The organism is Cellulomonas soli (assembly GCF_013409305.1).
Classification (GTDB): Bacteria; Actinomycetota; Actinomycetes; order Actinomycetales; family Cellulomonadaceae; genus Cellulomonas; species Cellulomonas soli.
In genome coordinates this window covers 3,847,751-3,873,036 of the sequence record NZ_JACBZJ010000001.1, presented here as the reverse complement: position 1 = coordinate 3,873,036, position 25,286 = coordinate 3,847,751, and the positions used below count along the sequence as shown (strand labels likewise).

Annotated in this window: 26 protein-coding genes; 8 read left to right on the top strand and 18 right to left on the bottom strand. The window is 69.3% G+C overall.

The features are described 5' to 3' along the window. Nucleotides 1-3: 3 nt before the first annotated feature. Nucleotides 4-777 carry a 4'-phosphopantetheinyl transferase family protein gene (locus tag BKA22_RS17665; RefSeq protein WP_146954404.1) on the bottom strand — a complete coding sequence of 258 codons (774 nt, stop codon included), beginning with the start codon at nt 775-777 and terminating at the stop codon, nt 4-6. A gap of 134 nt (nt 778-911) precedes the next feature. Here BKA22_RS17665 and BKA22_RS17660 point away from each other — a divergent pair, with 134 nt between their 5' ends. After that, nucleotides 912-1,604 (top strand): response regulator transcription factor, encoded by a 693-nt coding sequence (locus BKA22_RS17660; RefSeq protein WP_146954405.1) that lies wholly within the window; start codon nt 912-914, stop codon nt 1,602-1,604. On the opposite strand, the gene BKA22_RS17655 is transcribed toward BKA22_RS17660, so the two are convergent. After that, nucleotides 1,582-3,006, bottom strand: a complete 1,425-nt coding sequence (locus BKA22_RS17655; protein ID WP_179561849.1) for a sensor histidine kinase — start codon at nt 3,004-3,006, stop codon at nt 1,582-1,584. The genes BKA22_RS17660 and BKA22_RS17655 overlap by 23 nt on opposite strands. 151 nt (nt 3,007-3,157) lie before the next feature. Here BKA22_RS17655 and BKA22_RS17650 point away from each other — a divergent pair, with 151 nt between their 5' ends. Beyond that, nucleotides 3,158-3,685: a PepSY domain-containing protein gene (locus tag BKA22_RS17650; protein ID WP_179561848.1), complete on the top strand. Its 528-nt coding sequence runs from the start codon at nt 3,158-3,160 to the stop codon at nt 3,683-3,685. Nucleotides 3,686-3,770: 85 nt separating this feature from the next. Here BKA22_RS17650 and BKA22_RS17645 read toward each other — a convergent pair whose 3' ends face one another. Together BKA22_RS17645 and BKA22_RS17640 are read right to left on the bottom strand one after the other, a co-directional pair. Beyond that, a complete protein-coding gene (locus BKA22_RS17645; protein WP_371863673.1) occupies nt 3,771-4,454 on the bottom strand; it encodes a DedA family protein in 684 nt (227 codons plus the stop codon). Then, complete coding sequence (locus tag BKA22_RS17640; protein ID WP_146954408.1) at nt 4,451-5,335, bottom strand: COG4705 family protein; 885 nt, start codon at nt 5,333-5,335, stop codon at nt 4,451-4,453. The genes BKA22_RS17645 and BKA22_RS17640 overlap by 4 nt, the downstream gene beginning before the upstream one ends. 93 nt (nt 5,336-5,428) lie before the next feature. Here BKA22_RS17640 and BKA22_RS17635 point away from each other — a divergent pair, with 93 nt between their 5' ends. Then, nucleotides 5,429-6,139 carry a response regulator transcription factor gene (locus BKA22_RS17635; protein WP_146954409.1) on the top strand — a complete coding sequence of 237 codons (711 nt, stop codon included), beginning with the start codon at nt 5,429-5,431 and terminating at the stop codon, nt 6,137-6,139. Here the strand turns inward: BKA22_RS17635 and BKA22_RS17630 are convergent. From BKA22_RS17630 to BKA22_RS17615, 4 genes are all read right to left on the bottom strand, one after another. Continuing rightward, nucleotides 6,104-7,516, bottom strand: coding sequence for a sensor histidine kinase (locus BKA22_RS17630; RefSeq protein WP_146954410.1), 1,413 nt, complete (start codon nt 7,514-7,516; stop codon nt 6,104-6,106). The genes BKA22_RS17635 and BKA22_RS17630 overlap by 36 nt on opposite strands. A gap of 46 nt (nt 7,517-7,562) precedes the next feature. Further along, nucleotides 7,563-7,994 carry a DUF1801 domain-containing protein gene (locus BKA22_RS17625; RefSeq protein WP_146954411.1) on the bottom strand — a complete coding sequence of 144 codons (432 nt, stop codon included), beginning with the start codon at nt 7,992-7,994 and terminating at the stop codon, nt 7,563-7,565. 103 nt (nt 7,995-8,097) lie between these two features. Further along, nucleotides 8,098-8,400 carry a DF family (seleno)protein gene (locus BKA22_RS17620; RefSeq protein WP_146954412.1) on the bottom strand — a complete coding sequence of 101 codons (303 nt, stop codon included), beginning with the start codon at nt 8,398-8,400 and terminating at the stop codon, nt 8,098-8,100. A 40-nt stretch (nt 8,401-8,440) separates the two neighbouring features. Next, nucleotides 8,441-9,073: a DUF305 domain-containing protein gene (locus tag BKA22_RS17615; RefSeq protein ID WP_146954413.1), complete on the bottom strand. Its 633-nt coding sequence runs from the start codon at nt 9,071-9,073 to the stop codon at nt 8,441-8,443. A 202-nt stretch (nt 9,074-9,275) separates the two neighbouring features. On the opposite strand from BKA22_RS17615, the gene BKA22_RS17610 reads away from it, so the two are divergent. Together BKA22_RS17610 and BKA22_RS17605 are read left to right on the top strand one after the other, a co-directional pair. After that, nucleotides 9,276-10,028 (top strand): response regulator, encoded by a 753-nt coding sequence (locus BKA22_RS17610; protein WP_146954414.1) that lies wholly within the window; start codon nt 9,276-9,278, stop codon nt 10,026-10,028. Further along, a complete protein-coding gene (locus tag BKA22_RS17605) occupies nt 10,025-11,146 on the top strand; it encodes a sensor histidine kinase (RefSeq protein ID WP_223203717.1) in 1,122 nt (373 codons plus the stop codon). Before BKA22_RS17610 ends, BKA22_RS17605 begins: the two co-directional genes overlap by 4 nt. 24 nt (nt 11,147-11,170) lie before the next feature. On the opposite strand, the gene BKA22_RS17600 is transcribed toward BKA22_RS17605, so the two are convergent. The 4 genes from BKA22_RS17600 to trhA form a co-directional block, all read right to left on the bottom strand. Then, nucleotides 11,171-12,592 carry a 4Fe-4S binding protein gene (locus tag BKA22_RS17600; RefSeq protein WP_146954415.1) on the bottom strand — a complete coding sequence of 474 codons (1,422 nt, stop codon included), beginning with the start codon at nt 12,590-12,592 and terminating at the stop codon, nt 11,171-11,173. Nucleotides 12,593-12,661: 69 nt separating this feature from the next. Next, nucleotides 12,662-13,105 (bottom strand): hypothetical protein, encoded by a 444-nt coding sequence (locus tag BKA22_RS17595; protein ID WP_146954416.1) that lies wholly within the window; start codon nt 13,103-13,105, stop codon nt 12,662-12,664. Between the two features lie 235 nt (nt 13,106-13,340). Next, entirely contained in the window at nt 13,341-14,099 is a 759-nt protein-coding gene (locus tag BKA22_RS17590; protein WP_179561847.1) for a DUF4118 domain-containing protein, read from the bottom strand. 221 nt (nt 14,100-14,320) lie between these two features. Then, nucleotides 14,321-14,998: a PAQR family membrane homeostasis protein TrhA gene (gene trhA / locus BKA22_RS17585; protein WP_146954418.1), complete on the bottom strand. Its 678-nt coding sequence runs from the start codon at nt 14,996-14,998 to the stop codon at nt 14,321-14,323. A 428-nt stretch (nt 14,999-15,426) separates the two neighbouring features. On the opposite strand from trhA, the gene BKA22_RS17580 reads away from it, so the two are divergent. Together BKA22_RS17580 and BKA22_RS17575 are read left to right on the top strand one after the other, a co-directional pair. Further along, nucleotides 15,427-15,669 carry a type II toxin-antitoxin system Phd/YefM family antitoxin gene (locus BKA22_RS17580; protein WP_218866722.1) on the top strand — a complete coding sequence of 81 codons (243 nt, stop codon included), beginning with the start codon at nt 15,427-15,429 and terminating at the stop codon, nt 15,667-15,669. Beyond that, nucleotides 15,666-15,941, top strand: a complete 276-nt coding sequence (locus BKA22_RS17575; protein ID WP_146954420.1) for a Txe/YoeB family addiction module toxin — start codon at nt 15,666-15,668, stop codon at nt 15,939-15,941. Before BKA22_RS17580 ends, BKA22_RS17575 begins: the two co-directional genes overlap by 4 nt. A gap of 35 nt (nt 15,942-15,976) precedes the next feature. Here the strand turns inward: BKA22_RS17575 and BKA22_RS17570 are convergent, their stop codons facing one another. Further along, nucleotides 15,977-16,930: an HIRAN domain-containing protein gene (locus tag BKA22_RS17570; RefSeq protein ID WP_179561846.1), complete on the bottom strand. Its 954-nt coding sequence runs from the start codon at nt 16,928-16,930 to the stop codon at nt 15,977-15,979. 242 nt (nt 16,931-17,172) lie between these two features. Here BKA22_RS17570 and BKA22_RS17565 point away from each other — a divergent pair. Beyond that, nucleotides 17,173-18,362 (top strand): IS3 family transposase gene (locus BKA22_RS17565; RefSeq protein ID WP_146954895.1). Its coding sequence is split into 2 segments (ribosomal slippage): nt 17,173-17,451 and nt 17,454-18,362, totalling 1,188 coding nucleotides; the frame shifts between segments, so codons are not numbered across the junction. Between the two features lie 97 nt (nt 18,363-18,459). On the opposite strand, the gene BKA22_RS20540 is transcribed toward BKA22_RS17565, so the two are convergent. The 5 genes from BKA22_RS20540 to BKA22_RS17540 form a co-directional block, all read right to left on the bottom strand. Then, the gene (locus BKA22_RS20540; protein WP_146951998.1) at nt 18,460-19,653 is read right to left on the bottom strand and encodes a Druantia anti-phage system protein DruA; all 1,194 of its coding nucleotides are present in this window, start codon (nt 19,651-19,653) and stop codon (nt 18,460-18,462) included. A gap of 56 nt (nt 19,654-19,709) precedes the next feature. After that, nucleotides 19,710-20,441 carry an FRG domain-containing protein gene (locus tag BKA22_RS17555; protein ID WP_179561845.1) on the bottom strand — a complete coding sequence of 244 codons (732 nt, stop codon included), beginning with the start codon at nt 20,439-20,441 and terminating at the stop codon, nt 19,710-19,712. Between the two features lie 70 nt (nt 20,442-20,511). After that, nucleotides 20,512-21,456, bottom strand: a complete 945-nt coding sequence (locus BKA22_RS17550) for a hypothetical protein (protein WP_179561844.1) — start codon at nt 21,454-21,456, stop codon at nt 20,512-20,514. 149 nt (nt 21,457-21,605) lie between these two features. Beyond that, entirely contained in the window at nt 21,606-24,317 is a 2,712-nt protein-coding gene (locus BKA22_RS17545; protein WP_146951996.1) for an ORC-CDC6 family AAA ATPase, read from the bottom strand. A 168-nt stretch (nt 24,318-24,485) separates the two neighbouring features. Further along, nucleotides 24,486-25,232 carry a site-specific integrase gene (locus BKA22_RS17540; RefSeq protein WP_146951995.1) on the bottom strand — a complete coding sequence of 249 codons (747 nt, stop codon included), beginning with the start codon at nt 25,230-25,232 and terminating at the stop codon, nt 24,486-24,488. Nucleotides 25,233-25,286 lie beyond the last annotated feature (54 nt).

Sequence of the window (25,286 nt, the reverse complement as noted above, 5' to 3'; positions counted from 1 at the left end):
CCCTCACCGCGCGAGGAGGGCGTCGACCACCGGGGCGCCGTCGTGCACCACGACGTCGAGGCGGTCCGGCACCCGCGCGGCGGCCTCAGGTCGGGCTGCAGGTCCGGCGCGCCGTGCGAGTGCACCGCTGACCCCGGGGCCGAGATCGAGGTCGACGAGGCGTGCGACCGCACCGGCACCGCCCGGCGCGTGATCGAGCCGGACGAGGTCCGCGCGGACGTCGACCAGCGCGGGATCGACCCGCAGCCCCGAACCCTCGGCCTTGAGGACGGCCTCCTTGCGCACCCATGCACGTGCCAGGGCGGCGACCCGGCCGTCGTGCGGCAGGCGGTCGTACCGCCGCCGCTCCGCGGGCGAGAGAGCCACGCCGGCCAACGGCGCCTGCGCGACCCGCGCGTGGGACTCCACGTCGATGCCGAGGGGGCCGGTCGGCCCGAGCGCGACGGCCAGCAACGGACCCGACCGGCTCACGCTCACGTGCCACCGCGGGCCGCTCGTGCCGACGGGCAGCCCGACCGTGACCGGTCCGTGCGGCCCCCCGCACACCGGGCACGGAGCCCGCAGCGTCACCTCGTGCGGCGCCAGCCCGAGCCGGGCACCCAGGACGGCCCGCAGCAGGGCCCTGGTCTGCACGAAGCGGGCACGCGAGTCATCGGCCATCGCCTCGGCCCGGGCGCGCTCCCCGTGGTCGAGGACCGGCAGGAGCCGGGCGTCGTCGACGTCGAGCGGTGCCGTCGACCAGACCTCGACCCTCGCGTCCCCGTCCGCTCGCCGCACCCGACCATTGTGACGGGGACCTGCTCGGCCACCAGGTCGGACGACCAGGCGCTTCAGGAGGACTTCAGGTGCCAGCAGTGAGGATCGACGGCGCAGACGGGGCGTCCCGTGCGCAGGGTCGAGGAGGTGGGGCGATGAGGGTCCTGGTCGTGGAGGACGAGCGCGGCATGCGTGAGTCGCTCCGTCAGGGTCTGGTGCACGAGGGCATGGTCGTCGACGTCGCCGGTGACGGGCTGACGGGCCAGTGGATGGCAGAGCAGCACCCCTACGACGTCGTGGTGCTCGACATCATGCTGCCCCGTCGCAACGGGTACGAGGTGCTGACCGCGCTGCGTGCCCTGGGCGTGTGGTCGCCGGTCCTGATGCTGACCGCCAAGGACGGGGACTACGACCAGACCGACGCGTTCGAGCTCGGCGCGGACGACTACCTCATCAAGCCGTTCAGCTTCCTGGTGCTGGTGGCACGCCTGCACGCCCTGGCTCGTCGGGGGGCTCCCGAGCGTCCCGTCGTGCTGGTGTGCGGGGACCTCGTGCTCGACCCGACCACGCGGAAGGTCACCTGCTGCACCCGGGACGTGCCGCTGACGGCGAAGCAGTACGCCGTGCTGCACTTCCTCGTCCGCCGTCAGGGCGAGGTGGTCAGCAAGCAGGAGATCCTCGACAACGTCTGGGACTCGGCGTTCGAGGGCAGCGACAACCTCGTGGAGGTCTACGTCGCCAACCTGCGCAAGAAGCTCGACGCGCCCTTCGACCGCCACAGCCTGGAGACCGTGCGCGGCGCGGGCTACCGGCTGCTCGCCACGGTCACCGGGCCGCCGACGGCGTGAGGGGAGGAGCCGCGGCCACCGGCACGAGCGGGAGCGTCATGGTGAAGCGGCACCGCCCGTCCGGCCCCTGACCGGTGGTCGCCGTCCCTGCGTGGGCGCGGGCGATCGCCTCGACGATCGACAGGCCCAGCCCGCTGCCCCCGGCGTCCCGCACCCGGGCCTCGTCCAGCCGGACGAACCGGTCGAAGACACGCGTCCGGTCCTCGGCGGGGACGGGCGGCCCGTCGTTGTCGACGTGCACGTGCACGCGGTCGCCGTCCAGCTGCATGAGGATCGCGATCGCACCGCCGGTGTGCCGGCACGCGTTGTCGACGAGGTTGCGCAGCGCCTGACCCAGGCGCACCGCGTCACCGTGCACGCTCGCCGGCTCGAGGTGCACGTGCAGCGCGCCGGGCCACACCTGGGCGAGCCTGCGTGCCTCGGCCTCGACCACGTCGTCGAGGTCCACCTCACGCGGGAGCGCCAGCAGACCCTCGTCGTCCGCGCGCGCCAGTGTCAGCAGGTCGTCGACGAGACGCTGCAGCCGCAGCAGCTCACCGTGCACCACGGGCCCGTCGAGCGTCGTGGCACCGCTCGTCGAGGTCTCCACCTGCAGGCGCAACGTGGCCAGGGGACTGCGCAGCTCGTGCGAGGCGTCGGCGACGAAGCGCCGGGACGCGGCGTCCGCACGGGCCAGCCGGTCGAGCATCGCGTTCATCGTCACGGCCAGCTCGGCGATCTCGTCGCCGGTCGGCGGCACGCTCACGCGGTGGGGGCTCAGGGCTCGTGAGATCTCGCGGACCTGGGCGGTGATCCGCGTCACGGGCCGCAATGCCCGGTGCACCGTCCGGTCGATCCCGACGACCAGCACCACCAGCAGCACCAGCGCGCCGGACGCGAGCGTCACCACGGCCCGCGTCACGGCCATGGACTCGACGTCCAGCGGCACGGCGACCAGCAGGGTCTGACGGTCACCGCCGTGCACCAGGCCGGTGACCGCCAGGGCGTAGGGATCCTGCTCGGGACCGATGGCACCGGCCTGCTCCTGGACGACGGTCCCGCTGGGGACGTCGAGCCGGTCCGTCATGGGTCCGTCGGCGGCGTCGTGACCCAGGCTGAGCAGCACCGATCCGTGGCTGTCGAGCAGCTGGACGACCGATCCCTCGACGCTCGCCCGCTCCAGGGTGCCCGCGGGGTCCTGCGGATCGAGCGAGACCACGCCGACGAGCTGCTCGAGCTGGCTGCGGGCGGCGTCCTGCGCCGAGGACAGCAGGATGCGGTCGAGCGCGATCGCGAACGTTGCCACGCCGGCGCCGAGCAGCACGACGAGGGCCGCTGCCGCGGCGAGCACGACGCGGCGCCGCAGAGACCACCGCGTCCACCGCGCCGCCCCGGGGGCCGGGTCGTCCGAACCGATGCTCATGCTCCCCATCCTGACCTCAGGCTCACCGCCGGGGTGCGCGGCGGCCGGCACCGGGCTTCAGGTTCCCTTGAGGTGCCTGCGCGCAGGGTGGTGGCATCGCCGCGACGGACGCGGCGTCGCGGGCCCGACCCGCGTCCCTGAAGGAGCAGACATGACCAGCATCCGCAGCACCCGCGCCAAGGCCGTGACATGGTCGGTGGCCGGCCTGGCGCTCATCGGCCTGTCCGCCGCCGGCGCGGCCCAGGCCTCCTCGAGCCCGAGCGACACCTCGACCACCGTGCAGCAGGAGGCGTCCGACGGCGACGGCGAGACGGCCGACGACGCCCAGGACGCCTCCGTCGCCGGCACGGTGGCAGCCCCGGAGCAGGCCACCGAGCAGGACGACACCGCCGAGCAGGCGGCACTGACCGCGCTCGCGGACGTCACCGCGGAGCAGGCGGCCGCCACCGCCGTGGGCGCCGTGCCCGGCACCGCGGGCACGCCGCAGCTGGAGGACGAGGACGGCTGGGTCGTCTGGAGCGTCGTCGTCACCGACGCCCAGGGTGCGGCGACCGAGGTCGTGGTGGACGCCGGGAACGGTCAGGTGCTGGCCACGCAGGCCGACGACGACCAGGAGACGGCCGACGACGCAGGTGACGCAGACGGCGAGACCGCGGACGACGCGGGCTCCGACGCCTGACGCACGGCAACCGAGGGCCCCGGTCGACGTCCGCCGACCGGGGCCCTCGGGCGTGCGACCCGCACACGGCGAGGCGAGCATGACGTCAGTGCGTGGGCGTGCGGACGTCAGAGGCGTCGGTGACTCGAGCCGCGCGGACCCGGGCGACCACGAACCAGGCGACCAGAGCCGCGACCGCAGCGAGCACGGCCCACTGCAGCGCCCCGACGTACTGCTGCACGACGCCCCAGCGGGTCCCCAGCAGGTACCCGGCGCACACGAAGAGCGTGTTCCAGGCGGCCGAGCCGATCGCCGTCAGCACGAGGAACTCGGGCATCGGCATCCGCTCGACCCCGGCGGGGATCGAGATCAGGCTCCGGAACACCGGCAGCATCCGGCCGGCGAGGACCGCGGTGCGCCCGTGACGGGCGAAGAACGCCTCGCTGCGCTCGACGTCACGCACCGAGACCAGGGGGAGTCGTGCCATGAGGGCGCGGGTGCGCTCACGCCCGATCGCGGCTCCCACCGCGTAGAGGACCGCGGCGCCGACCACGGAGCCGACCGTCGTCCACACGATCGCCGGCAGCAGCCCGAAGGACCCCTGCGACGCGGTGAATCCCGCGAGGGGCAGGATCACCTCGCTGGGCAGCGGCGGGAACACGTTCTCGAGCGCGATCGCCAGCGCGGCACCGACCACGCCGAGCGTCTCCATGAGGTGCACGGCCCAGCCGGCCACGCCCGTCAGCGTCGCCGGATCGGTCGGGGCGAGCATCAGCAGACCCGCGGTCACCGGACGGTCGCCGCCGCGTCGTCCCCGGCCTCGAGCTCCTGCGCGGCAGCGACGTCCAGGGCAGGGAGTCGGTCGGCGGCGGCTTCCTCCACGTCACGTCGGGTCACCGTCAGGTACACGACGACGGCCGCGATGGCCGCCAGGAACAGGATGCTGGTGCCGGTCGTGCCGAGGCCGAGGCCGCCGTCGGCCCGCGACTGGGAGAGCAGGTCCCCGATGGAAGCACCCAACGGTCGGGTCAGCACGTACGCCGCCCAGAAGGCCACCACGGCGCCGAGTCCGAGCCGTCGGTACGCGAGGGCCACCAGGCCGATCGCTGCGGCGAAGACCACGACCGAGAGCCCGTAGCCCAGCCCGAGGGTCTCGGCGAGCAGGTCCCCGGCGGCGGTGCCCAGCGCGAAGGTGAACAGGATCGCCGCCCAGTAGAAGCCCTCGCGGCGGGCGGAGGTGATCGAGTGGATCGACAGCGTGCGCTCGAGGCGGTACCACGCCACGAACGTCACGGTCAGTGCGACGGCGAACACGGTCGTGGTCAGCGCGAGCGGCACGCCGTGGTCGTCCACGAGGTTGTCGGTCACGAGGGTGCCCATGACGCTGATCAGGACGACGGCGAGCCAGTAGACGGGTGCCAGGTAGCGCCGGATTCGGAGCTGGACGGCCAGGACGGCGACGAGCAGGGCACCCACCACCAGGCCCGCGATGTTCAGGGTCATGCCCCACGTGCCGGTCAGGAAGTCGGCGAACGTCTCCCCGACGGTCGTGGCCAGGACCTTGATGATCCAGAAGTAGGCCGTGATCTCGGGGACTTTGTTCAGCACACGTCGGCTGGGGGCCGGGGTCGTCGGGGAGCTCGGGGTGTACGGGAATGGTGGTGTCGGCATGCGGGCAGCGTGTCGTCCCGATGCTGAAGGACACCTGAACGCCCCGGACTGCCTCCGGACTGCCGCAGGACCGCAGCGCGCGACAATGCTCCGGTGAAGGTGCTCGTGGTCGAGGACGAGGAGGCGATCGCCGACGCCGTCCGTCGGGGCCTGCAGGACGAGGGCATCACGGTCGACGTGATGGGCGACGGCGTCGACGGCCTGTGGGCCGCGACCGAGCAGGCGTACGACGCGATCGTGCTCGACCTGATGCTCCCGGGCATGTCCGGCGCTGAGGTGCTCCTCGCGCTGCGCGCCCGCGAGGTGTGGACGCCGGTGCTGGTCCTGACGGCGCGCGACGGCGACGCGGTCCAGGTCGCGCTGTTCGACCACGGCGCCGACGACTACCTGACCAAGCCCTTCTCGTTCGACGTGCTCCTCGCCCGGCTGCGCGCGCTCGTGCGCCGTGGCGCACCGGAACGCCCCGTGGTCCTGACGACCGGCGACCTCACGCTCGAGCCGGCACGCCGGCAGGTGGCTCGAGAGGGCCGGGCCATCGCCCTGACCCCCCGCGAGTACGCCGTCCTGGAGCTGCTGATGCGTCGGTCCGGCGACGTGGTCACCAAGTCGGAGATCCTTGCGAACGTGTGGGACTCGGCCTACGAGGGTGACCCCAACGTCGTCGAGGTCTACGTCAGCCACCTGCGCCGCAAGATCGACGCACCGTTCGCCGACCCGGTCCTGCACACGGTCCGCGGTCAGGGCTACCGCGTCGGGACCGATGCCGGCTCAGGTCGTGACGGGCGGGGGAACGGACGGTCCTGAGCGCGCTGCGCGGGCGTGCTCGGTGCCTGTCGGGATCGTCAGGGTGAACCGTGCCCCGCCGAGCTCGGAGTCGCCGACGTGCACCTCGCCGCCGTGCGCTGCCGCGATGCCGCGCACGATCGCCAGTCCCAGCCCTGTGCCGCCGGTGTCACGCGCGCGACCGGTGTCGAGGCGGCTGAATCGCGCGAAGATCTCCTCGCGGGCCCCGACCGGGATGCCGGGGCCGTCGTCGTCGACGTGCACCACCGCGGACCCGCCCGCCTCGCGCACGGTCAGCCGCACGTGCGCGCGTGCGTGCCGGCTCGCGTTCTCGGCCAGGTTCAGCACCGCTCGGTGCAGCTCGTCGGCGGAGCCGGGCACCTGCACGGGTGCGGTGTCGACGCGCACCGACAGGCCCTCGGGCACGAGGAGCCCGAACCCGACCTCCTCGACCACGGCGTCCAGGTCCACCGCGCCCGAGCGGTCCGTCGCCGATCGTTCCTCCGCCCGGGTCAGCACCAGCAGGTCCTCGACCAGGCGCTGCATCCGGTCACCGGAGGAGCGCACGACCCGCGCCGTGCGCCCCCAGTCGTTGGTGGACGAGCGCTCGGCGACGTCCAGCTCGGCCCGCAGGGCTGCCAGAGGGCTGCGCAGCTCGTGGCTGGCGTCCGCGACGAACTGCAGCTGGGAGGCGTGCGCCGCGTGCAGCCGTTCGAGCATCCCGTTGAGCGTCCGGGCCAGGGCCTCGATCTCGTCGCCGCTGCGGGGGACGTCGATGCGGGCCTCGTCGTCGGCCTCGCTGATCTGCTCCGAGCGCCGCCGGATCGCCTCCACCGGTCGCAGGGCGCGCCCGGTCAGCAGGTAGGTCGTCACGCCGACCAGGGCCACCAGGACCGGGACGCCGAGGGCGAGCGCCTGGACCACGTCGAGCACCGCCTCCTGGCCCGAGGCGTAGGACTGCCAGACCACCACGGTGTCCACGCCGTCGACCCCGCCGACACCGAGCGCGACCCCGACCGTGGGGCCGGTTCCCGCGAGGTCGACGACCTGCCCGGGGGCGAGCGCGTCCGGCACGTCCGCCGTCGGCTGGTCGGCCGTGGAGCTCGCCGCGACGAGCTGCCCGGCGGCGAGCAGCTGCACGTGGGCCTCGTCCTCGCCCGCCGTCGGGTTCAGGTTGAGCCCGCTCGTGACCGATCCGTCCGCCACGAGCTCGGCCGCGACGTCCTCGGCCCGCACCGCCGCCGTGCTCTGTGCTGCACGCACGATCGAGCCGTGCAGCACCATGAGCAGCCCGAACGCGCCGACCACCAGTGCGACGGTGACGACCGCCGTGGCCGCGGCAGCGGAGCGGGTGCGCACCGAGAACCCACGGCGCAGGTGAGGTGGCGGTCCGACCATGGGCACAACGTAACGGGGGCCGCGCACCGCCCCGCGACGGCTGCGCTCAGCCGCGCTGATCGGTGCTCATGCCGTGCCAGATGGCCGCGTGCAGGGTGTCCACGTCGATGATGGCGAGGCGCCTGAACTTGATGCAGTAGCCCGTGACACTGGCCTTGCCGATCGAGGGCCCGAAGGTGCGTGCCAGGAAGGTCTTGTCGTCGAGACCGAGCACGTACACCGAGATGCCGGCGGTGTTGGCGCTCAGGCCGATGCGGTAGAACTCGCGCGACGAGCCGTTGGCGTAGGCGATCGTTCGCACGCCGTAGCCGATGCTCGGGTTGGCCACGACCTTGCCGCTCTCGTCGGTGCCGTCGTGGAACCAGAGCCTGCACCCGGGGAACTCCTCGAGCATGTGCGTGTGGATCTGCCGGAGGTCGGCCTGCTTGGGCTCGGGCTGGCCGGCGAGGTAATCCTCGACGCGCTCATGGAGGTCCATAGGGCCAGACGCTAGCCAGCGGCGTCAGACGGCGGAAGTGGCCGACGGGCTGTACCTAGACGCCCCCGTCGACCTTCGGGCGGGCGGCGACACCGTGACTTGGCTACGCCCGAGACAGGACCTCGATGAGCTGGTCCACCGTCGGGGACCCGCCCACGCCGTCCGGGGTGCGGTAGAGCCGGCACGACAGTCCGACGTGCGTCCCCGGCTGCGCGAAGGGGTCCTCACCGTCGACGAGGATCGACGGTGACCCGTGGAAGCCCCACTGCTCGGCCTGGTCCGGGGTGGTGACGAGGACCTTCTCGACGTCTGCCGGCCGCCCGACCGCGTCGAGTGCCGCACGCAGACGCGCGTCGGCGACCTGCCAGTGCGGGCAGTCCTCGAAGTAGAGCAGCTGGACCTGCATCCGCCCATCGTGCTCCTCGGCGCTGCACCCGATCGGCGCGTCAGAGCCCTGCGAGCAGGTCCTGCATGGTGGTGATCTCGGTGCTCTGGTCGTCGATGATTGTGCTCGCCAGCTGGAGGGCGTCGGCGTCGGTGCCCTCGGCGAGCTCCTGCTCGGCCATCGTGATGGCACCCTCGTGGTGGGCGATCATCAGCTCGAGGAAGCGGCGGTCGACATCGGGGCCGGTCAGACCGTCGAGGTCCGCCATGGCCTCCTCCTGCGTGAGGCCGTCCATCGTCATGCCGCCCATGTCCATGCCGTCGTGGTCCATGCCGGGCATCGATGCCTCGACGTCCTCACCCCAGGCCTGCAGCCAGCCGGTCATGAGCTCGATCTCGGGACCCTGCGCCTGGGAGATGCCTTCGGCGAGCGCACGGACCTCCGGTGTGGTGGCCTCCTGAGCCGCGAGCCCGGCCATCACGATCGCGCCTTCGTGGTGGACGATCATCGCCTGCGCGAACCGGGTGTCGGCGCCGTCGTGCACGTCGGAGGCCGACGAGGCCGACGAGGCCGAGGATGCGTTGTCGCCGCCGGTGAGGGCCGGTGCGCCCTGGGCGCAGGACGTCAGGGTCAGGGTGAGTGCGGCGCCTGCTGCCGCGGCTGCGAGACGGAAGGCGAGGGTGCGGCGAGGCATCGTGGGGGTCTCCTCGGGGTGGGCATCGGGTGCTCAGGCGGTCGTCCAGCAGCGGGCGTGCCGCGTCCAGCCGTCGTGCGACGGCCGTGGTCCACCCTCGGTGCTGATCGCCTCCGGAACTAGGGCGGGTCGCTGAAGATTCGATGAAGGTCGCCGGGCAGCGCCGCCGGGCCGACCAGCGGGACGGGAGAGGTCGCGGACAATGACTCGGGTGACCAGCAGCGCGCACGCGATCGCCCGTCCGAACGTCGCGACGGCACCGCGTCGGGCCGTGGTGGTCGACGACGAGGTGCCGTTGGCGAACGTGGTCGGCTCCTACCTGCAGCGGGACGGGTTCGAGGTGCACCTGGTGCACGACGGCGCGGATGCCGTCGACGTGCTGCGGCAGGTCGACCCGGACGTCGTTGTGCTGGACCTGGGGCTGCCGGGCATGGACGGGGTCGAGGTGTGCCGGCGGCTGCGCACGTTCTCCGACTGCTACGTGCTGATGCTCACGGCGCGGGCCGAGGAGGTCGACACCTTGATCGGGTTGTCGGTCGGCGCGGACGACTACATGACCAAGCCGTTCAGCCCCCGCGAGCTCATGGCCCGCATCGGCGTGCTGATGCGCCGACCCCGCCGGGTGTCGGCCGTCGCTGCGGTCACAGCCCCCGTGCTGGAGGTGGGCGATCTGGTGATCGACCCGACGGGTCGGGAGGTGCACCTGGCGGGGGAGCCCGTGCCGTTGACCCGCACGGAGTTCGACGTGCTGGCGGCGTTGGCCGCCGAGCCGGCGCGCGCGTTCTCCCGCCGGGCGCTCATCGAGGCGGTCTGGGGTGCCGGGTGGGTCGGCGACGAGCACCTCGTGGACGTGCACGTGCTGCACGTGCGCCAGAAGCTCGGCGACACCGCCGACCGTCAGCAGTACGTGCGCACGGTGCGCGGCGTCGGGTACCGGATCGGGACGGGGCAGTGAGGGCGGACCTGAGCCGGTGGTGGTCGCGTCGGGGGCTGGCCGCGCGCCTGCTGGTGGCGCTGGGTGTCGTGACGCTCACCGGGACGCTGACCGCGTGGCTGGTCGCGGCGGCCACCGGACCGTCCCTGTTCCACGAGCACATGGTCCGCGCGGGTCTGGATGCGCACGACGAGGCCGTGCTGCACGCCGAGGAGGCCTTCACCTCCGCCTCCGCGCTCTCGCTCGCCGTCGCCCTGCTGACGGCCGTGGTCGCGTCGCTGGCGGTCAGCGTGGTCCTGACCCGGCGCATCGGTGGGTCCGTGGGATCGCTCGCGGCGGCCGCCCGGCGGGTGGGGGCCGGGCAGTACGACGCGCCCGTGACCTCGGCCGGGCTCGGCACGGAGTTCGAGGAGCTGGCCGCCTCGTTCTCCGGCATGGCCGCCCGGCTCGCCGAGGCCGAGCGGTTGCGGGCCCGGCTGCTCGCCGATGTCGCGCACGAGGTGCGCACCCCGGTCGCGACGATCGACGCCTACCTCGAGGCCGTCGAGGACGGTGTGCAGCCGCTCGACGAGGCGACCGTGCACCTGCTGCGCGAGCAGGGTCGACGGCTGACCCGCCTCGCCGACGACCTGGCCGCGGTGACCCGCGCCGAGTCCGGGGACCTCCACCTCGACCGGCGCCGGACCCCCGCGGCCGACCTCGTCCATGCGGCCGTCCGGGCCGGTGCCGAGCGCGCCGCGACGGCCCACGTGCAGCTGACCGCCGCGGTCGAGCCCGACGCGCCCTCCGTCGAGGTGGACGGGCACCGCCTGGCGCAGGTGCTCGACAACCTCGTGACCAACGCCCTGCGCCACACGCCCACGGGCGGTCACGTCACCGTGTCCGCGCGGGCCGGGTCGTCCGGGCGGCTGGAGCTGCAGGTCAGGGACGACGGCGAGGGCATCAGTCCAGAGCACCTGCCGCACGTCTTCGAGCGCTTCTACCGCGCCGACACCGCCCGTGACCGCGCTCGCGGCGGCTCGGGCATCGGCCTGGCCATCAGCAAGGCCCTCGTCGAGGCGCACGGCGGGACGATCACCGCCGACAGCGCCGGACCCGGGCAGGGTGCGGTGTTCACCGTCGAGCTGCCGACGGCCTGACCCGGTGCACGTCCGCGCCGCACCTCACATGCGATGCGCCATCGGCAGCAGGAACAGCCACACGTTGACGATCGTGAGCACGACGATCACGGCAAGGAAGGGTGCGAGCGTGGCGTGCCGACGGGCGGTCGTGCGGTAGCGCCGGTAGGCGATCCGCTTCGCGGTGTAGGCCGAGCCGAGCGCGCCCAGGGCGAGCAGGGAGAACTGCAGCACCTGGATCGTGCCGGCCCCCACGAGCGCGGTGCTGCCGCTGACGCCCGCGCCGAACAGGTTCGCGACCGTGTAGTAGACCGAACCGCCCTCGGCCAGCAGGTGGAACAGGTTGTGCGCGAGGTGCCCGGCGACGTCGAGCGGGATCAGCGCGTACCCGAAGCGGGCGAAGTTCTGCCAGGTGCTCTCCAGGTTGGCCTGCGCGGCGACGCGGCTGGCGAGCGCGAGCAGGCCGAGGGGCAGCGAGACGGCCAGGGCGAAGGCCACGGTGAATATCACCGGGTAGCTGGTGACGCCCGTCAGGTCGGCGATCTCGTCGAGCACGTCCTGCCAGATGCTCAGCATCGTCACGTTCTGGATCAGGACGATGCCCATGATCGCCATCGCCAGGGCGGACTGCTCGAGCCGGGGCTTGTCGAGGAACCACAGCTCCGAGGTGGGCTTGCGCACACGGATGGTGATCGCATCGTTCGGACACGACTTCACGCAGTTGGCGCACAGGTTGCAGTTCGCCGAGTCCTCCATGGTCCGCGGGAACGTGAACAGCGGGCACCCGGCAACCTTCTCGGTGCCGTTGTAGCAGGCGGCCTTCGCCGTGCAGGTGCGGCAGACGTCCGCGTCGGCACGCAGCTCGACCATGCCGGTGCGTGCGTAGTTGCCCGACAGCCCGCCGAGGAAGCACAGGTACCGGCAGAAGGTGCGCCGCTGGAAGAACGCCCCCGAGGCGATCACGGCCGTGGTGAGCAGCAGCAGGAGCACCCCGGAGCCGAACGGGGACTCGACGATGCCCCAGACGTGGTCGGCCCAGGTGATCGCCAGGAACGAGGCGTCGATGAGCCAGATGCCGTTGTTCTTCAGGAACCGGGGGACGGGCTGGTTCACCCCGACCCATCGCTGCACGGTGTCCGAGATAAGTCCGAACGGGCACACCGCGCACCAGAACCGACCCAGCAGCACGAAGACGATCGGGATGACCGGCCACCACAGCACCCACATGAGCGCGGTGCCCGCGTTCTCGTGCGCGACGTCGGGCCCGACGAGCAGCTGGTAGGCGACCAGGCCGAACACGGCCGTGACGGGGATCTGCAGGATCTTCGGGTACCAGCCGCTGCGCAGCGTGCGGGCGACCCACGGGATGGCCAGGAGGTTGCGGCCCGCAGGGGGCGGGCTCAGGTCGGGGAGGGTGTCGGGGTCGACGACGGCGGTGTCGTCCACGGTCGGTGCGGGGGCGCTCATCGGGGTTCCTCGGGTCGGCGGTCGGTCGGCCGGGTTCGGCAGGGCTCGGACGGGCTCACGGGCGGAAGCTCAGGCGGGGGCAGGGCTCCGGCGCGGGCGGGGCCGCGGGTGCAGACGGTCGTGGCGGCGTCGCCGAGCGGCGGCGATCAGGACCGCGGCGTTCACCCCGACGAACGTGGAGATCACCAGCACTCGGGAGCGCGTCGTGCTCCCGTCGGTCGCCGACGAGTCGTGCACCGAGGGCGTACTTCCCCCGTGGTCCATGCCGGCCATCTCGTCCATGTCGTGCGCGCCCTCGTCACCTGTGGCGCCCGTGCCGGTTCCGCTCATGTCCATGCCGGCCATGTCGTCGCCGTCGCCAGGTGCGCGCGGCTCCGCGGTCGGCTCCGTGCCGGTGGCGTGCTCGTGCCCCGAGGGATCGTCCGTGGCCCAGCCCGGCGCGGCGGGCAGGACCAGGAGCACGCCGAGCGCGACGGTGCCGAGCAGGCGGTGGAGGTGGCGGTGGGGGCGCATCGTGGCTCTCTCGCGTCGTGGGTGGCGCGCCCACTGTCCAGCCGGCGGACGCCGGGGCCGTAGGACTTCGCGGTCCCGGACCGCGATCTCAATCAGATCTTCATGGCGGCCCTGCGGACTCACCGGCCGAGTCGACTCGTCGCCCGTCCTCGGCACGGCCGACGAAGCCTCGCGCGCGAGGCGGTCACGGTGCGATGAAGAGCCCGCGGGCCGACCTCCCGACCCCGCGTGCGGTCTACCTGGCCGGGATCGCGAGGGCGGTGCCGAGCTGGTCGGCGAGCAGGACGGCGATCTTGCGCTGCTGCAGGGTGGGGCGCACGACGCGCACGGCCGAGCTCATGGTGAGCTGGCCCAGCTTCTGGCTGTCGTGACCGACCTCGAGGACGATGAGGTCGTCGGTCGGCAGGCCGTGGTTGTCGACGTCGATCTCGCGGCCGCCGTGCCACACGGATCCGTCGCGGTGCACGGTGGTCCACGAGTGACGCTCGTGCCCGGGCGCCTCGAACCGGCAGTCGTCGACATCGAGGACATCGGCGACCTGGCGGGCAACCATCTGGGTGAGCACGTCCTGGTCGGCCTGCCCGCCGGAGGCGAGCTCGGCGGTGCCGAGGACGTCGTTGAGGTAACCCGTGCCGCGGCTGGCTCGGGCGTGCTGCCGCAGCCCCCACTGCGCCAGCTCGCTGACCACGAGACCGATCACGAGGAGCAGGACGGCTGCCTGCACGTCGTCGGGGTGGTCGATCTTGAGGCTGTTGTAGGGCGCGGTCAGGAAGTAGTCGTAGCCGAGGGCGGCGGACAGCGCCGCGGCCAGGCCTGCCGAGCGCAGCCCGGTCGCGGAGGCGGCGACGACGAGCAGGACCAGGATCAGCGCCGACGTGGTGCCGGTCACGGTGTCTCGGACCGCGCCCAGCGCGGCCGCGACGAGCAGCGGCCCCAGGATGGCGAGCCCGAGCACCACCGAGGTGTGGGACCGGATCGACAGGGCGGCGTCCATGGTGTGCTCCCTCGCTCGAGCCGGCACCCGTTCGTCGCCGATGTCGGCATGTGCGGACGAGGCGTCGTGCGCGGCCTCGTCACACATCCCGGTCTAGTGCCGAGGGGTGGGCGAGGACGGCGCCCTGATGGAACCCATACGCCTGCGAGCGGGGTCCTGACGTGCTCCTGACACGTCACCGCTCCCACGGGGAGTCGGGCGGCCGACCTGCGCTGCGGCGCCTATGCCGGCAGGACGTAGATGTACATCAGCAGGTAGTGGAGGAAGGCGGCCACGACCACCAGCGCGTGCCAGATCTCGTGGAAGCCGAAGACCCCGGGCCAGGGGTTCGGACGCTCGATCACGAAGATCACGAACCCCACGGAGTACACCAGCCCTCCGGCCGCCATCAGCGCGAGCGCCCCGGCCGGCACCGACACCCCGGCTCCGACCAGCACCACGGGAAGCCATCCCAGCGCGATGTACAGGGTGTTGGTGACGTACTTCGGCAGCTGACGCAGGATCGAGCGCAGCACGATCCCGACCGTGGCGATGAGCCAGACGGCACCCAGGACCGTCCAGCCGTACGTCGTCCGCACCAGCACCAGCACCAGCGGGGTGATCGACCCGGCGATCAGCAGGAACACCGCGGTGTAGTCGAGGGTGCGCAGCACCTCGTTCACCTTCGGTCCACGGTCGATGCCGTGGTGGAGCGTGCTGGAGAGGAACAACGTCACGACCGACAGCCCGTAGACGGCGAACCCGACGATCTTCCACGGGTCGCCCTGCGCGCTCGACTGGGCGATCAGCAGCGCGGCGCCCATGACGGCGAAGCACGTCGCGAACAGGTGCGAGATGGTGCTGAACCGCTCGTCGGTGACGTGCGGGCTGCCGTCCCGGCTCTGCGTGGCAGTCTCCATCAGCACATCCACGATCCAGCGTCTCCTCACGCGCGTCTGCTCCGCGCCCAGGCTACCCGGCGGACGATCGGACCCGGCTGGGCCGACCGTCGGCGTCGGCTCGGCGGTAGCGTCGGGTGGGCGGCCGACCTGACGGTAAGGCCAGACACGGGTCGGGCTGCTGCCTCGGTGGGTGCCCGAGAAGGTCAGGAAGTAGACCCCGGTCTGGCGCCGCCGCTCACTACGCCGGCCCGATGGGCCGTGCGACGGCGCGGCGATGACGCCCCAGGTCAGCGACGCCGCCACCGACGCAGTGGAGGCGGACCGTCGCTGCGGACATCATCGAAGACGGGGCGCCGAGCGGGTCGCCAGATGGGGGAGTCCCTCGACGGGCTTGTGTGCGGGACGTACAGTTTTCTGTACAGCCCTGGAGGTGTGCGGTGAAGGCCATGACGTACTCGCAGTCGCGAGCCCGCTACGCGCAGACCCTGGACGCGGTCGTCAACGACCGTGAGGAGGTCGTCATCACCCGCGCCGGCCACGACCCGGTCGTGATCGTGTCCCTGGCGGACTACGAGTCGTTGAAGGAGACGGCGTACCTGCTGCAGAACCCGGCCAACGCCCGCCGGCTGCTGACCTCGATCGAGCGCCTGGAGTCCGGTCAGGGCGTGGAGCGGCAGCTCACCGAGTGACGTACGTGTGGGACGCCGACGCCTGGTCGGACTACCTGTACTGGCAGGTCCAGGACCGCCGCACCCTCAAACGGATCAACGAGCTGCTCAAGGACATCGCCCGCGGCGCCGCCCAGGACACCCCGCACGAAGGCATCGGCAAGCCCGAAGCCCTCAAGCACGGCCTGCACGACTACTGGTCCCGACGCATCAGCGACGAGCACCGGCTCATCTACAAGCTCGTCGACGACGAGATCCGCATCGCCGCCTGCCGCTACCACTACACACCCTGACGCTCAGGGCAGGTGGCTATCCCATGCCGGGCCTGTCAGTCGACTTTCGGTAGGAAGAGCCGGACCTCGCGATAGCGCGAGCCCTCGAAGATCTCTGCCTCGCAGGCGACCACGGGGCCGCGACTCGGCAGCGCGCCGTAGCGCGCGCCCTGCGCCGCGGCCATCGTCCCGGCTACCTTGCCGTCGACGCGTACCTCGACCGTCGGGGCGCCCGAATGCTTGCCAGTAGGCACGGTGCCGGCGTGCAGCGTTGCCCATACAGGCCCAATCCAGCCCGCGCGCTCCGACAGTGCGTCCTGGCAGTGTTGCTCGCCGATCACCGCGCACTCGCGCTCCGCGTCGAGCAGGACCGCGCCGTCGGGGGCACTGTTGCCTGCAACCGCTCTGTCCGGCTCTGATAGGTGCAGGACAACTTGGTGACCGTTCCCGCGGCCGTCCTTGTAGATGCGCGCCAGGCAGTGAGCGACCAGGCCCCCGCTCTCAAGCTCTTTGAGCGTCGGCTGCCACTTCACGGCGTCGTCGCGGGGGAGATACCCGACGGTCAGCCACTGCCCACCGAGAGCCATGCGCACTCTGACCGCGTTTCGGTCGTGCTTGTTGCTTGGTTCTCGCTCGAGTCGGGCGGTCTCTCGCAGCCCGTGATCCCAGTCGCCCGTAGTCCCGGCGTGACGTCGCCCCACGACGCGGGCGAGGTCCCTGGCCTTGTAGTACTCGCCAGCGACGGCCTGTCGTCCGTGAGAGAAGAGCCGAACCGCCCTGTCGGACGCTGGGAGCACGGGTTCGGTCGAATCGGCCGTTGCGGCCATCGCCAGCTCGGCCTGCGCGCTCGAACCCGCGGCGGGCGTCGAACTGCGGGTGTGCCAGTAGAACCAGGCGCCCACCAAGGCGATGACCAGCGCGAGCGGCAGACCGACGAGGGGCACCTGAGCGACGAGTGCTGCGGCCGCGAAGACGACGCCGAAGTACAAGAGCCGACCCAGGAGACCCATGCGTTGACCGTAGCGTCGGAGGCGAGGGCTGACGTGAGTTTGGGGACGCGGATGCGGCGTCGCTCGGACAGACTCTTCTTGCATCTCTGCGATGCTCGCGGTGTCCAGTAACGGACGGGGGCCCGCGCCGGTCCAGTCCTTGGGGGTGGTGGAGCGGCTCGGCGTAGACCTGGTGGGGTCTGCCCCGAGTTTGGTTGACACCTGACCTGTGAGGATCTGGTCCTCGCTGGAAGGATGTCCCCGTGGCAAAGCCGTATCCCAAGGAGTTCCGCGACGACGTCGTGGCCGTGGCCCGCAAGGGGCAGGTGCCGCTGACGCAGATCGCGAAGGACTTCGGTATCTCCGAAGGGTCGTTGTCGAACTGGATGAAGCAGGCCGACGTCGAGGACGGCCGACGGTCCGGGCCGACCCAGGCCGAGCGCGCCGAGCTGCGTGAGGCGCGCAAGCGGATCCGGGTGCTGGAGCAGGAGAACGAGGTCCTGCGCCGCGCGGCCGCCTACCTCGCGCAGGCGGGTCTGCCGGGAAAATAGTCTTCCCGCTCGTCCGTGAGATGGCCGCGGCCGGCGCCCGCATCAGGGTGCCGGTCGCGGTGGCGTGCCGGGTCCTGGGCCTGTCGACCCAGGGGTACTACAAGTGGCTCAAGAACCCGGTCTGCGACCGGGACTGGGACGACGCGCACGTCCTTGCCGCGATCTACGAGATCCATGGCGACGACGCGACACTCGGCTACCGGTTCATCACCGACGAGCTGGCCGACGAGCACAAGATCAGCGTCGGGGAGAACCGGGTGCACCGGTTGTGCCGGATCGCCGGCATCACCGCCAGCCACCACAAGAAGCGGTCCAAGCCCGCGACGGCCGGCCCCGCGCCGCACGACGACCTGCTCGCGGTGGTCGACGAGCACGGCGTGGTCCGTCACGAGTTCGTCGCGCACGCCCCGAACCAGGTGTGGCTGTGGGACATCTCCGAGCACCCCACCGCCGAGGGCAAGCTCTACATCTGCGCGATCAAGGACGTCTACTCGAACAAGATCGTCGGGTACTCCATCGACTCGCGCATGAAGTCGTCCCTGGCGCGGGCGGCGATGCGCAACGCGATCGCGCTGCGCTCACCGGCCGGCACGGTGTGTCATTCGGACCGAGGCGGCCAGTTCCGTGCCAAGGCGACCCAGCGGCTGCTGGCGAACAACGGCCTGGTCGGGTCGATGGGCCGCTCCTACGGCGCGGGCGACAACGCGAGCATGGAGAGCTTCTTCTCCCTGCTGCAGAAGAACGTCCTGAACACCCGCCGCTGGCACACCCGCGACGACCTGCGCCTGGCGATCGTGACCTGGATCGAGACCAAGTACAACCGCCGACGCCGCCAACGCGCCCTCGGCAAACTCACGCCCGTCGAGTTTGAGATGATCTACACGGCCGCAGACGCGGCCTGACTACCGCAAACCCCGAGTGTCAACCAGACCGGGGGCAGACCCGTGTTCCTCAGCGGGGCGAGCCGAATTGCGAAGACGGAAGGCTATGAGATCCCATTCAGGGTGCGGTGCTCCAGAGTCGCCAACTCTCCGTCCGAAAGGCTTGCCACTCGCGCTGTGCTTGCGAGCGAGGTAGTGCCCAACGGCCCTTCCACCACTCCGCCAAGTCGGAGACCGAAGAAGTCGGGTAGGGTGCGAGCGAATTATCCTCGCCACGTAGGAATGCCGCCGAGTTCTGGGCCGTCTCATACACGAAGATCTCACGCTTAACGCCATGCATGCGTAGCGCCCGTGAGTCTAGACCGAGTGCGTCTAGTGCAACTTGGACGACCTCGCGCCTATTCCGGAAGCCGGGTCGCCCCCAACGCTCGTGCCGATGCCCCGTGACCCGCGTCGCGTCGACCGATCGCGCGTATTCGGCGAGGAGTTCGTAGAGTTCACCGCCAAGGTGGAAATCTCCGCTACCCCCGGTGTACCCAACTGGCCGCATTGCGAGCGATCGATCGGGGCGCTGCAACCGGTTGTAGATCGAAGAACGTCCGAGTGCAGATGTAGTTGTGACAACCGCAAGCTTTGCCGCCGGGTCCCGTTCCTCGATGAGTGTGGTTCGGTGTCCGTATCGCTGCTCAAAGATCTCCTGGATCTCGCGGCTTCCAGCCAGGAGTGCCACGAGCTTTCCGCCAAGAAGCCCGCTGTATGGAGGGAGTGCGCCAAGCACGAAGGCGTCCATCACGCTAGTCAGGCGCCTTCCCCGCTGCGCACGGGTCCATCCAATCCATTCGTCGCGTGCTCCGAGCCCAAACACCGGGTCTCCGAGCCCGATGAGCCCGATGACGGCATCGCCGTGTCCCTCATCAACGACAAGAAAACGCAAACGTCGTCCATACCCGCTGGAGACCGGAATCGACCAATGCAGAGAACACCATCGCCAGAGCCTGCTGTCGAAGGAGCGCCGATCATCGACGTGGACGAGTCGGGGTTGAACGAGATGGGGACGCAGCTCTTCTCCGTCAATCATGCGCTCAAGGAATCGATCCTCTTCCCGGGCGAGCGTATTCTGGCCCCGAGCTACCTGTTCCCTCACGGCCTCAGAATGAAGTGTACGAACGGCGCCTTTGCTAGACAGTTCGGGCGGCGACAGGCGACCGTTCGTGACGGCGAAGCCTTGACCCCGAAGGTGCGAAAGCACGCGATCGCGAAGTTCGTCCGCAGGGCCCACTAGGGGCTCTGAAGATGTCGCACGCCCAGACATGTCCAGGGGTAGTCCTTGAATCGGGCTTGGTCCCTCGAGTAGGGAAGGGCGCAACGTCACTCGCAATGGTTTCTGCCGAGAAAAGCCGATACGCCGTCAAAACCCGGGAAGTAGGATCGCTCGTCGCGCCCTGATGCATCGAGCTTCCTTCGGACCTCAAGCTTGAGTACGGGCCCGATGTGGACCCTCCGAGCACACCGCGGAACGGTCTCCAAGACATCGGCCAGGTCGCTCGCTACATCTCCGACAACAGAGAACAACCCGTTCTGCGCCTTTATGCGTGCGTCAGCCCAGCCAGGCTCGAAGAAGAAGGCAGGCAGGACCGGGCCGACCGCTTGTCGATCGAGGTCCGCTACGGCTGGAAGCGCCCGGAGCATTTGCCGCTCGCGCATCAGTCCGGGTGCCGCTTCGCCGGAGCCGCAGAGATCCTGCTTAAGAAGAGCCGGCAGGGTCTGGTGAACCAGGTGCGGGTTTACCACCCACACGCACCCTTCCGTTCCCCAGGACCTGCGGTCCGACGTCGCAAAATGGAGCGCCACATCTTGATTCCGCGACCAATCGAGTAGTCGTGTCGGGGTGCCGTGGTGCTGTGCCACAGCCATCAACTGCCACGGGTTTTCCACTTCAACGGCTTGCGCCTTCAGTTCAAGGTTGGCGAAGTCCCGAAAGTCGTCTAGAACTCGACGCTCCTTGGCGCCAAGGTCTCCGCCCATGCGGCTAAGACTGTGCTGGAGCGTCCACGATGAGTTCGAGACCCCGCGGAACACGCAGAACTGGTTGGCATCCACCGGCGACTCCCCGGTGGGCAAGGTTTGTAGCGCGTGCTGGAGTTCCTCCCACGTCGTAGGAGTGACGACGTCAACCGGCACTTTGCACCACCAGGCGGTCAACGCTCTGAAGCAGTCCGGTGAGGTTGCCCATGCGTCCGAACTCGATCTGCCAACAGTCGCCAATTCCTGAACTGTAGCCCCTTGGGTCATAGTACTCAGGTTCGACAAGCAGGACTCGTAGGGCGGAGCGCATGAGGCAATAGATCGCGACTCCAATGCTCTGAAGCTTCGTACCGAATGGCGCGACGGTAACATTTGCGCGGAAGCGGCTGCTCTCGTAGACGTCGTCGAGTGCCTCGATCATCGCGCGGTAGTCGACGTCATCGACCGATTCCAGTACATCTTCCTCGGCGATACTGTGGAGTCTGACGAGCGCGTCGCGGCGCCAGGCGTCTTCGGGGCGTCGTGGACGGCCGAGAAGCCACTTGATGTGTCCAGCGGGGTCGAGGAGGTACGCCGGATTCACGTAGCTGATTGCAGCGCGAGCACGGTCTAGCCCAAATCCTGGCACAAGTACGACCAAGTCGGCCAGCCCCGGCACGTGAGACCCTTGATAGTCGACGCTATAGCGGATGCTCCCCACGCCGTAGTCCACCCCAACCGATATCTCGTCGTTCGATGCACCGGCGTAGAATTCGGCTTCCTCGGGTTGCGGGCCATATTTCACCGCCTCGGCGTATAGGACCGAGAGCCGAGCGTCGGAGTACTCAGACAGGACCTTCATGACGGCGAGGATGAGCACCGAAGGCATGCAACTGATGTCGAGTGCGACGCGCAGACCGCTCCGAGACGCGTCACCCAACCGCACGCGGAGCAGTTCAAGGAAGTCCCCGTTGCGAACGCGGCTCCAGGCGACGCTCGCGCCCGAGGCGCGTAGCGCGGCCTCCAGAAGCGGCCGGTTACGCTCGTTCTCGACGGCGTTGTGGTCATACGTCGCGATTACGGCGGAGTTGACTGTGCTACGGGTCTCCATCAACCGATGGGCTATCGCGGGACAGCGATCTTCGAATCCGAGCGCGCCAATGAAGAGATCAATGGGCTCCTGGGGCCCGTCAGATAGACTTGTCATTTCTGGAAGGCTCTGCACAATGTGCGCTGGTGTGAGCCGGATTAGGCGTGACATCACACGTCCCCCCCGCTCAACGATTCGTCGTCAAAGAGGGCGTCGACGTGCGCCTGTGGTCGCGTGATCTTCCGCTGCTCGGCGACACGCACGCCTGCGGGATCTTGAAGGAACCGCAAGAACTGCTTCTCGGGCCAGGCGAATTGACCGTTTTTGGCAAGGCTCAGTTGGAATGCCGGGAGATAGATCCGCCTCATCATAAGGCGCGTCGTAACTCGCTCCGCATGCCGCGAGTCACCTGGGCCCAAATCGATAAAGATCGCGCGCCGGATAAGCTCCTTTACGACACTGCCCTCTGCGGCATTCCCGAGTTCGAGTTCGGGTAAGGAGAGTCCATCAATCTCGATTCGCGTTCGCTTCATGGGGACCGCTTCGCCATGCTCCACGACAGTACCGTGCTCCAGTGCGAATCGTGCGAGCCGGCAGAACTCCTGAGCGATCGTAAGCATGCGCTGGCCATGCGGCTCGTGGGTGCGGATCGCTTGGAGCATCTCGCGGGAGATCAGACGGATCGCGTCGTTCTGGACGCGCTCCGCGACCAGCGCGCTAGAGTCCCGGTTGACGTCGCCCAGGTCAAATATCCTACGGTAAACGAGCAGCAACGTTGACATGTCTCCGGAACAAAGGTCGGAAATGCACGGAAGGCCAGCGTACATGGGCCTCGGTCCTTCGTCCCGGGCCGCGGCGCTTGCTTCCCGCGCAAACTGCGCGTTGCTCTTCGATGTCGCACCGAGGAGTTCCTGGGGCGTTCCCTTCCACCCGGCAGCGCGCAGACGATTCGCCAATAGGTCACTCGAGAACTTGAGAGCCTTCCCGCTGCTTTCGCTTGAACCGAGTGACACGAACGCGGCGCCGAAGTTGATGCTCTTCATCTCTCGTTCGACGTCGATTCGCGCGTTGGCGCGGTCATACGGGTAGAAGCCTCGGTTCTCGGCCGAGATTTTGAAGATGTAGTTCGCGCTGCGCAGCCCAAAGATCACTCGATTAAGCACTTGCTGGACCGGTTCGGGAACTCGGTGCGTCGAATAGTCATCAAGGCAGAAGGTCACGCGGTGTTGCGCGAAGAATGTCGTCTCTCTGGCCAAGAGCGAAGACATTGCGTTCAGGAAGTCCGGTGTCGTCACGCGCGTCGGGGGTCGGCCGCCGCGGAGGTATTCCTGTGCCACGCGTAGTTGAGCTGCAACGATGTCGTACGCCTGGGTCAGCGAGTCGATCCCTGCTATCGGAACGACGCCCGGGGCGAGTTCCTCCCGGATGAATTCGAAGACAAAGGCGCTGAAGCGCCCGTCGATGCCCCATTCAGGGCGACTCGCCACCTTCATCTGCTGAAGTGTGGCGACGACCTCTCTGGCCACCACGAGGTTTAGGTAGTGGATCAACTTCGATTCGGCAGCTAGTGCAACTGCGCGGCTATCGAATACGGCGACTTGACTCTGGATCTCCGCGGTGCACGACACGTAGAAGGCGCCAACCTGGAGAGCATCGAGGCGGGCACCGGTAGGGTCTCCGGCCAGCTGAGTCTTGATGCTCAACCACCGGAGAATCATGGATTTTCCGCAGCCGCGTGGACCGGTGATCAAGTTCGGATCGGGGCGAGCGACCTCGTCAATCCAGGGGCACGAGTCGGCGAAGATGCGGTACAGCAGTTCATCGGATGCGATGTGTTCGGCGCTGATGTAGTCGAATGGATCGCCCAATTGACTGGATTCAGACGGGCTCACCCCATGGGCATGCGAGCGGTTCTGCGCGAGCTCGAGTAGCGTGCTGGGCTCAATCGGCGCCATGCTCTCAAGGTCTTGGCTTGCAGCTACAAGGAAATCGCCGAGTTGCCAAAGCCAACCCTGCTGCGACCGGCTCAGTTCGGCATTACGAATGAGGGTGTTGTGAGCGTGCGCCAAAATCTCCAGGACTGCGCGATCTTCCTCAACGCGGATAGCGTCGGCGCGCCCGTCTGCAAACTCGTCTTCAGACAGCACGCGCGCGTTGGCAAGGTCCACGACCGTAAAGTAACTCTCAGGGTGCAATGAGTTGGATTGCGGTCGGAACAGGATTATGTTTCGAGAACTCATTGCGCCATGGACAGCGCCGATTGCCCTCAGGGCGTTCATGCTCTCGGCGAGGTCGACCATTAGTCGCTGAAGATGGGTGCAACTGAACTCGTCGGCACGCTTCGTCAGGATCGTGTCAAGGGGGAGGCCTCGAACCCATCTCTCAACCCAGGCCATCGACGGGTCGGTCGAGTCCTCCCAGTACCCGGATCCGACGTCGACCAGACTTGCGAACCCTTGACCTTCGACGAGAGCGGCCACGCGGGCCGCACCGCGTAGCTCGGCAGTTGTGGGGGCATCGTGACCGGTGAACACGGTAAGTGCGCACTGACGCCCGTACTCGTCGCTAGAGACGTGCAGCGACTTGGCCGGCACCTTTGCAGGTGTAGCGAGGCCGATGGTGGGTAGCCGCTCGCTCATGATGTGCCGCAACTCAGCGGAGACGGTGAGAGTCCGCCCGTTCAGCACGAAGTTGCTGTGGTTCAAGCCGACTTCCCATCGTTCCCAAGGTGCGAGCACGGTATCACTGCGGGCTTTGGCCCTGGGTGAGATCTGCCGCCTTATCTGAGGCACGGGTGCACGGGAGGTCATCGCGAGGCGCCGCGGGCCGGGTTGTTCGGGGGCTTGGTCAGTGATGGCGGTCTCGGCGAACGCTCCGGTCATGGGCGGCTCGCACCCGTTGTCTCGCGAGCGAGTGCAGGGGGTCCACGGATCGGAGCAGGCCCGTGGTCAGCGCGTGGTCAGCGCCCACCCCAGATTGATGTCACTTCCCGAACTGCAAGCGTGTATTTCCGCAGGTCAGCGCGTTATCCACCGACCAAGATTGAACTCCTAAAGTGGATGTCGAGGCCTGAGGCGACTGAGAGCCGCCGCCGCCACGCTCGCCGCCACGAGCTGTTGGGCCGGCATCAGGCGGCTATACCGCGAGTCAGTCGTCGCGTAGGTCTCGTGCCCCAGCCGCCGCGACAGCGTGAACATGTCCATCCCCTCGGCGAGCATCCAGCTCGCGTGGGTGTGCCGCAGGTCGTGGATCCGTGGCCGCTTCATCAGTCGGCGCGCGTCGGGGTCGGGCACGCCGTCCGCGTCCACCGGGTTCTGCGCCTTGGCGATCGCCTGTGTCCAGTGCGTCGCCCAGAAGGTGTTGTTGCGGATCGGTCGCCCGGCGGCGTTGACGAAGACCAGGTCGGTTCCGCGTCGACCGGCGGTCAGCTTGCGGAGCATGTCGGCGAGGTCGGGGGACAGGGAGATGGTCCGGCGGGAGCGCGCCGACTTCGGGGCTCCGATGAACGGTTGCCGGTTGCCGTCCTGCTTCCACGCCTTGTTGATGCGGATGGTCGGCGGGTGGGCGTCGAGGGAGAGGTCTTCGACGTGCAGGGCGGTCGCCTCGCCGAAGCGCATGCCGGTGCCGACGAGCGTGATGATGAACGGGCGGTAGTGCTCGAGCAGGTTGTCCAGGATGAGGTCGAGGTCTTCCGGCTCGAGGACGACCATGTCGTCGCCGGCGCGTTGGTTGCGGGGGAGTCGGACCGCGGCGCACGGGTTGTCCGCCCGGTAGCAGAGGCGGACGGCGGTGTTCATGGCCTGCCGAGAGCAGCCCGTGGACGTTGGCGATCGTCTTGTGCGACAGGCCCT

Coding starts and splice junctions, on each gene's coding strand:
- BKA22_RS17660 (WP_146954405.1), top strand. CDS start 912: ATGAGGGTCCTGGTCGTGGAGGACGAGCGCGGCATGCGTGAGTCGCTC.
- BKA22_RS17655 (WP_179561849.1), bottom strand. CDS start 3,006: ATGAGCATCGGTTCGGACGACCCGGCCCCCGGGGCGGCGCGGTGGACG.
- BKA22_RS17650 (WP_179561848.1), top strand. CDS start 3,158: ATGACCAGCATCCGCAGCACCCGCGCCAAGGCCGTGACATGGTCGGTG.
- BKA22_RS17640 (WP_146954408.1), bottom strand. CDS start 5,335: ATGCCGACACCACCATTCCCGTACACCCCGAGCTCCCCGACGACCCCG.
- BKA22_RS17630 (WP_146954410.1), bottom strand. CDS start 7,516: ATGGTCGGACCGCCACCTCACCTGCGCCGTGGGTTCTCGGTGCGCACC.
- BKA22_RS17625 (WP_146954411.1), bottom strand. CDS start 7,994: ATGGACCTCCATGAGCGCGTCGAGGATTACCTCGCCGGCCAGCCCGAG.
- BKA22_RS17620 (WP_146954412.1), bottom strand. CDS start 8,400: ATGCAGGTCCAGCTGCTCTACTTCGAGGACTGCCCGCACTGGCAGGTC.
- BKA22_RS17615 (WP_146954413.1), bottom strand. CDS start 9,073: ATGCCTCGCCGCACCCTCGCCTTCCGTCTCGCAGCCGCGGCAGCAGGC.
- BKA22_RS17610 (WP_146954414.1), top strand. CDS start 9,276: ATGACTCGGGTGACCAGCAGCGCGCACGCGATCGCCCGTCCGAACGTC.
- BKA22_RS17600 (WP_146954415.1), bottom strand. CDS start 12,592: ATGAGCGCCCCCGCACCGACCGTGGACGACACCGCCGTCGTCGACCCC.
- BKA22_RS17595 (WP_146954416.1), bottom strand. CDS start 13,105: ATGCGCCCCCACCGCCACCTCCACCGCCTGCTCGGCACCGTCGCGCTC.
- BKA22_RS17590 (WP_179561847.1), bottom strand. CDS start 14,099: ATGGACGCCGCCCTGTCGATCCGGTCCCACACCTCGGTGGTGCTCGGG.
- trhA (WP_146954418.1), bottom strand. CDS start 14,998: ATGGAGACTGCCACGCAGAGCCGGGACGGCAGCCCGCACGTCACCGAC.
- BKA22_RS17580 (WP_218866722.1), top strand. CDS start 15,427: ATGACGTACTCGCAGTCGCGAGCCCGCTACGCGCAGACCCTGGACGCG.
- BKA22_RS17570 (WP_179561846.1), bottom strand. CDS start 16,930: ATGGGTCTCCTGGGTCGGCTCTTGTACTTCGGCGTCGTCTTCGCGGCC.
- BKA22_RS20540 (WP_146951998.1), bottom strand. CDS start 19,653: ATGTCTGGGCGTGCGACATCTTCAGAGCCCCTAGTGGGCCCTGCGGAC.
- BKA22_RS17550 (WP_179561844.1), bottom strand. CDS start 21,456: ATGGAGACCCGTAGCACAGTCAACTCCGCCGTAATCGCGACGTATGAC.
- BKA22_RS17545 (WP_146951996.1), bottom strand. CDS start 24,317: ATGACCGGAGCGTTCGCCGAGACCGCCATCACTGACCAAGCCCCCGAA.
- BKA22_RS17540 (WP_146951995.1), bottom strand. CDS start 25,232: ATGAACACCGCCGTCCGCCTCTGCTACCGGGCGGACAACCCGTGCGCC.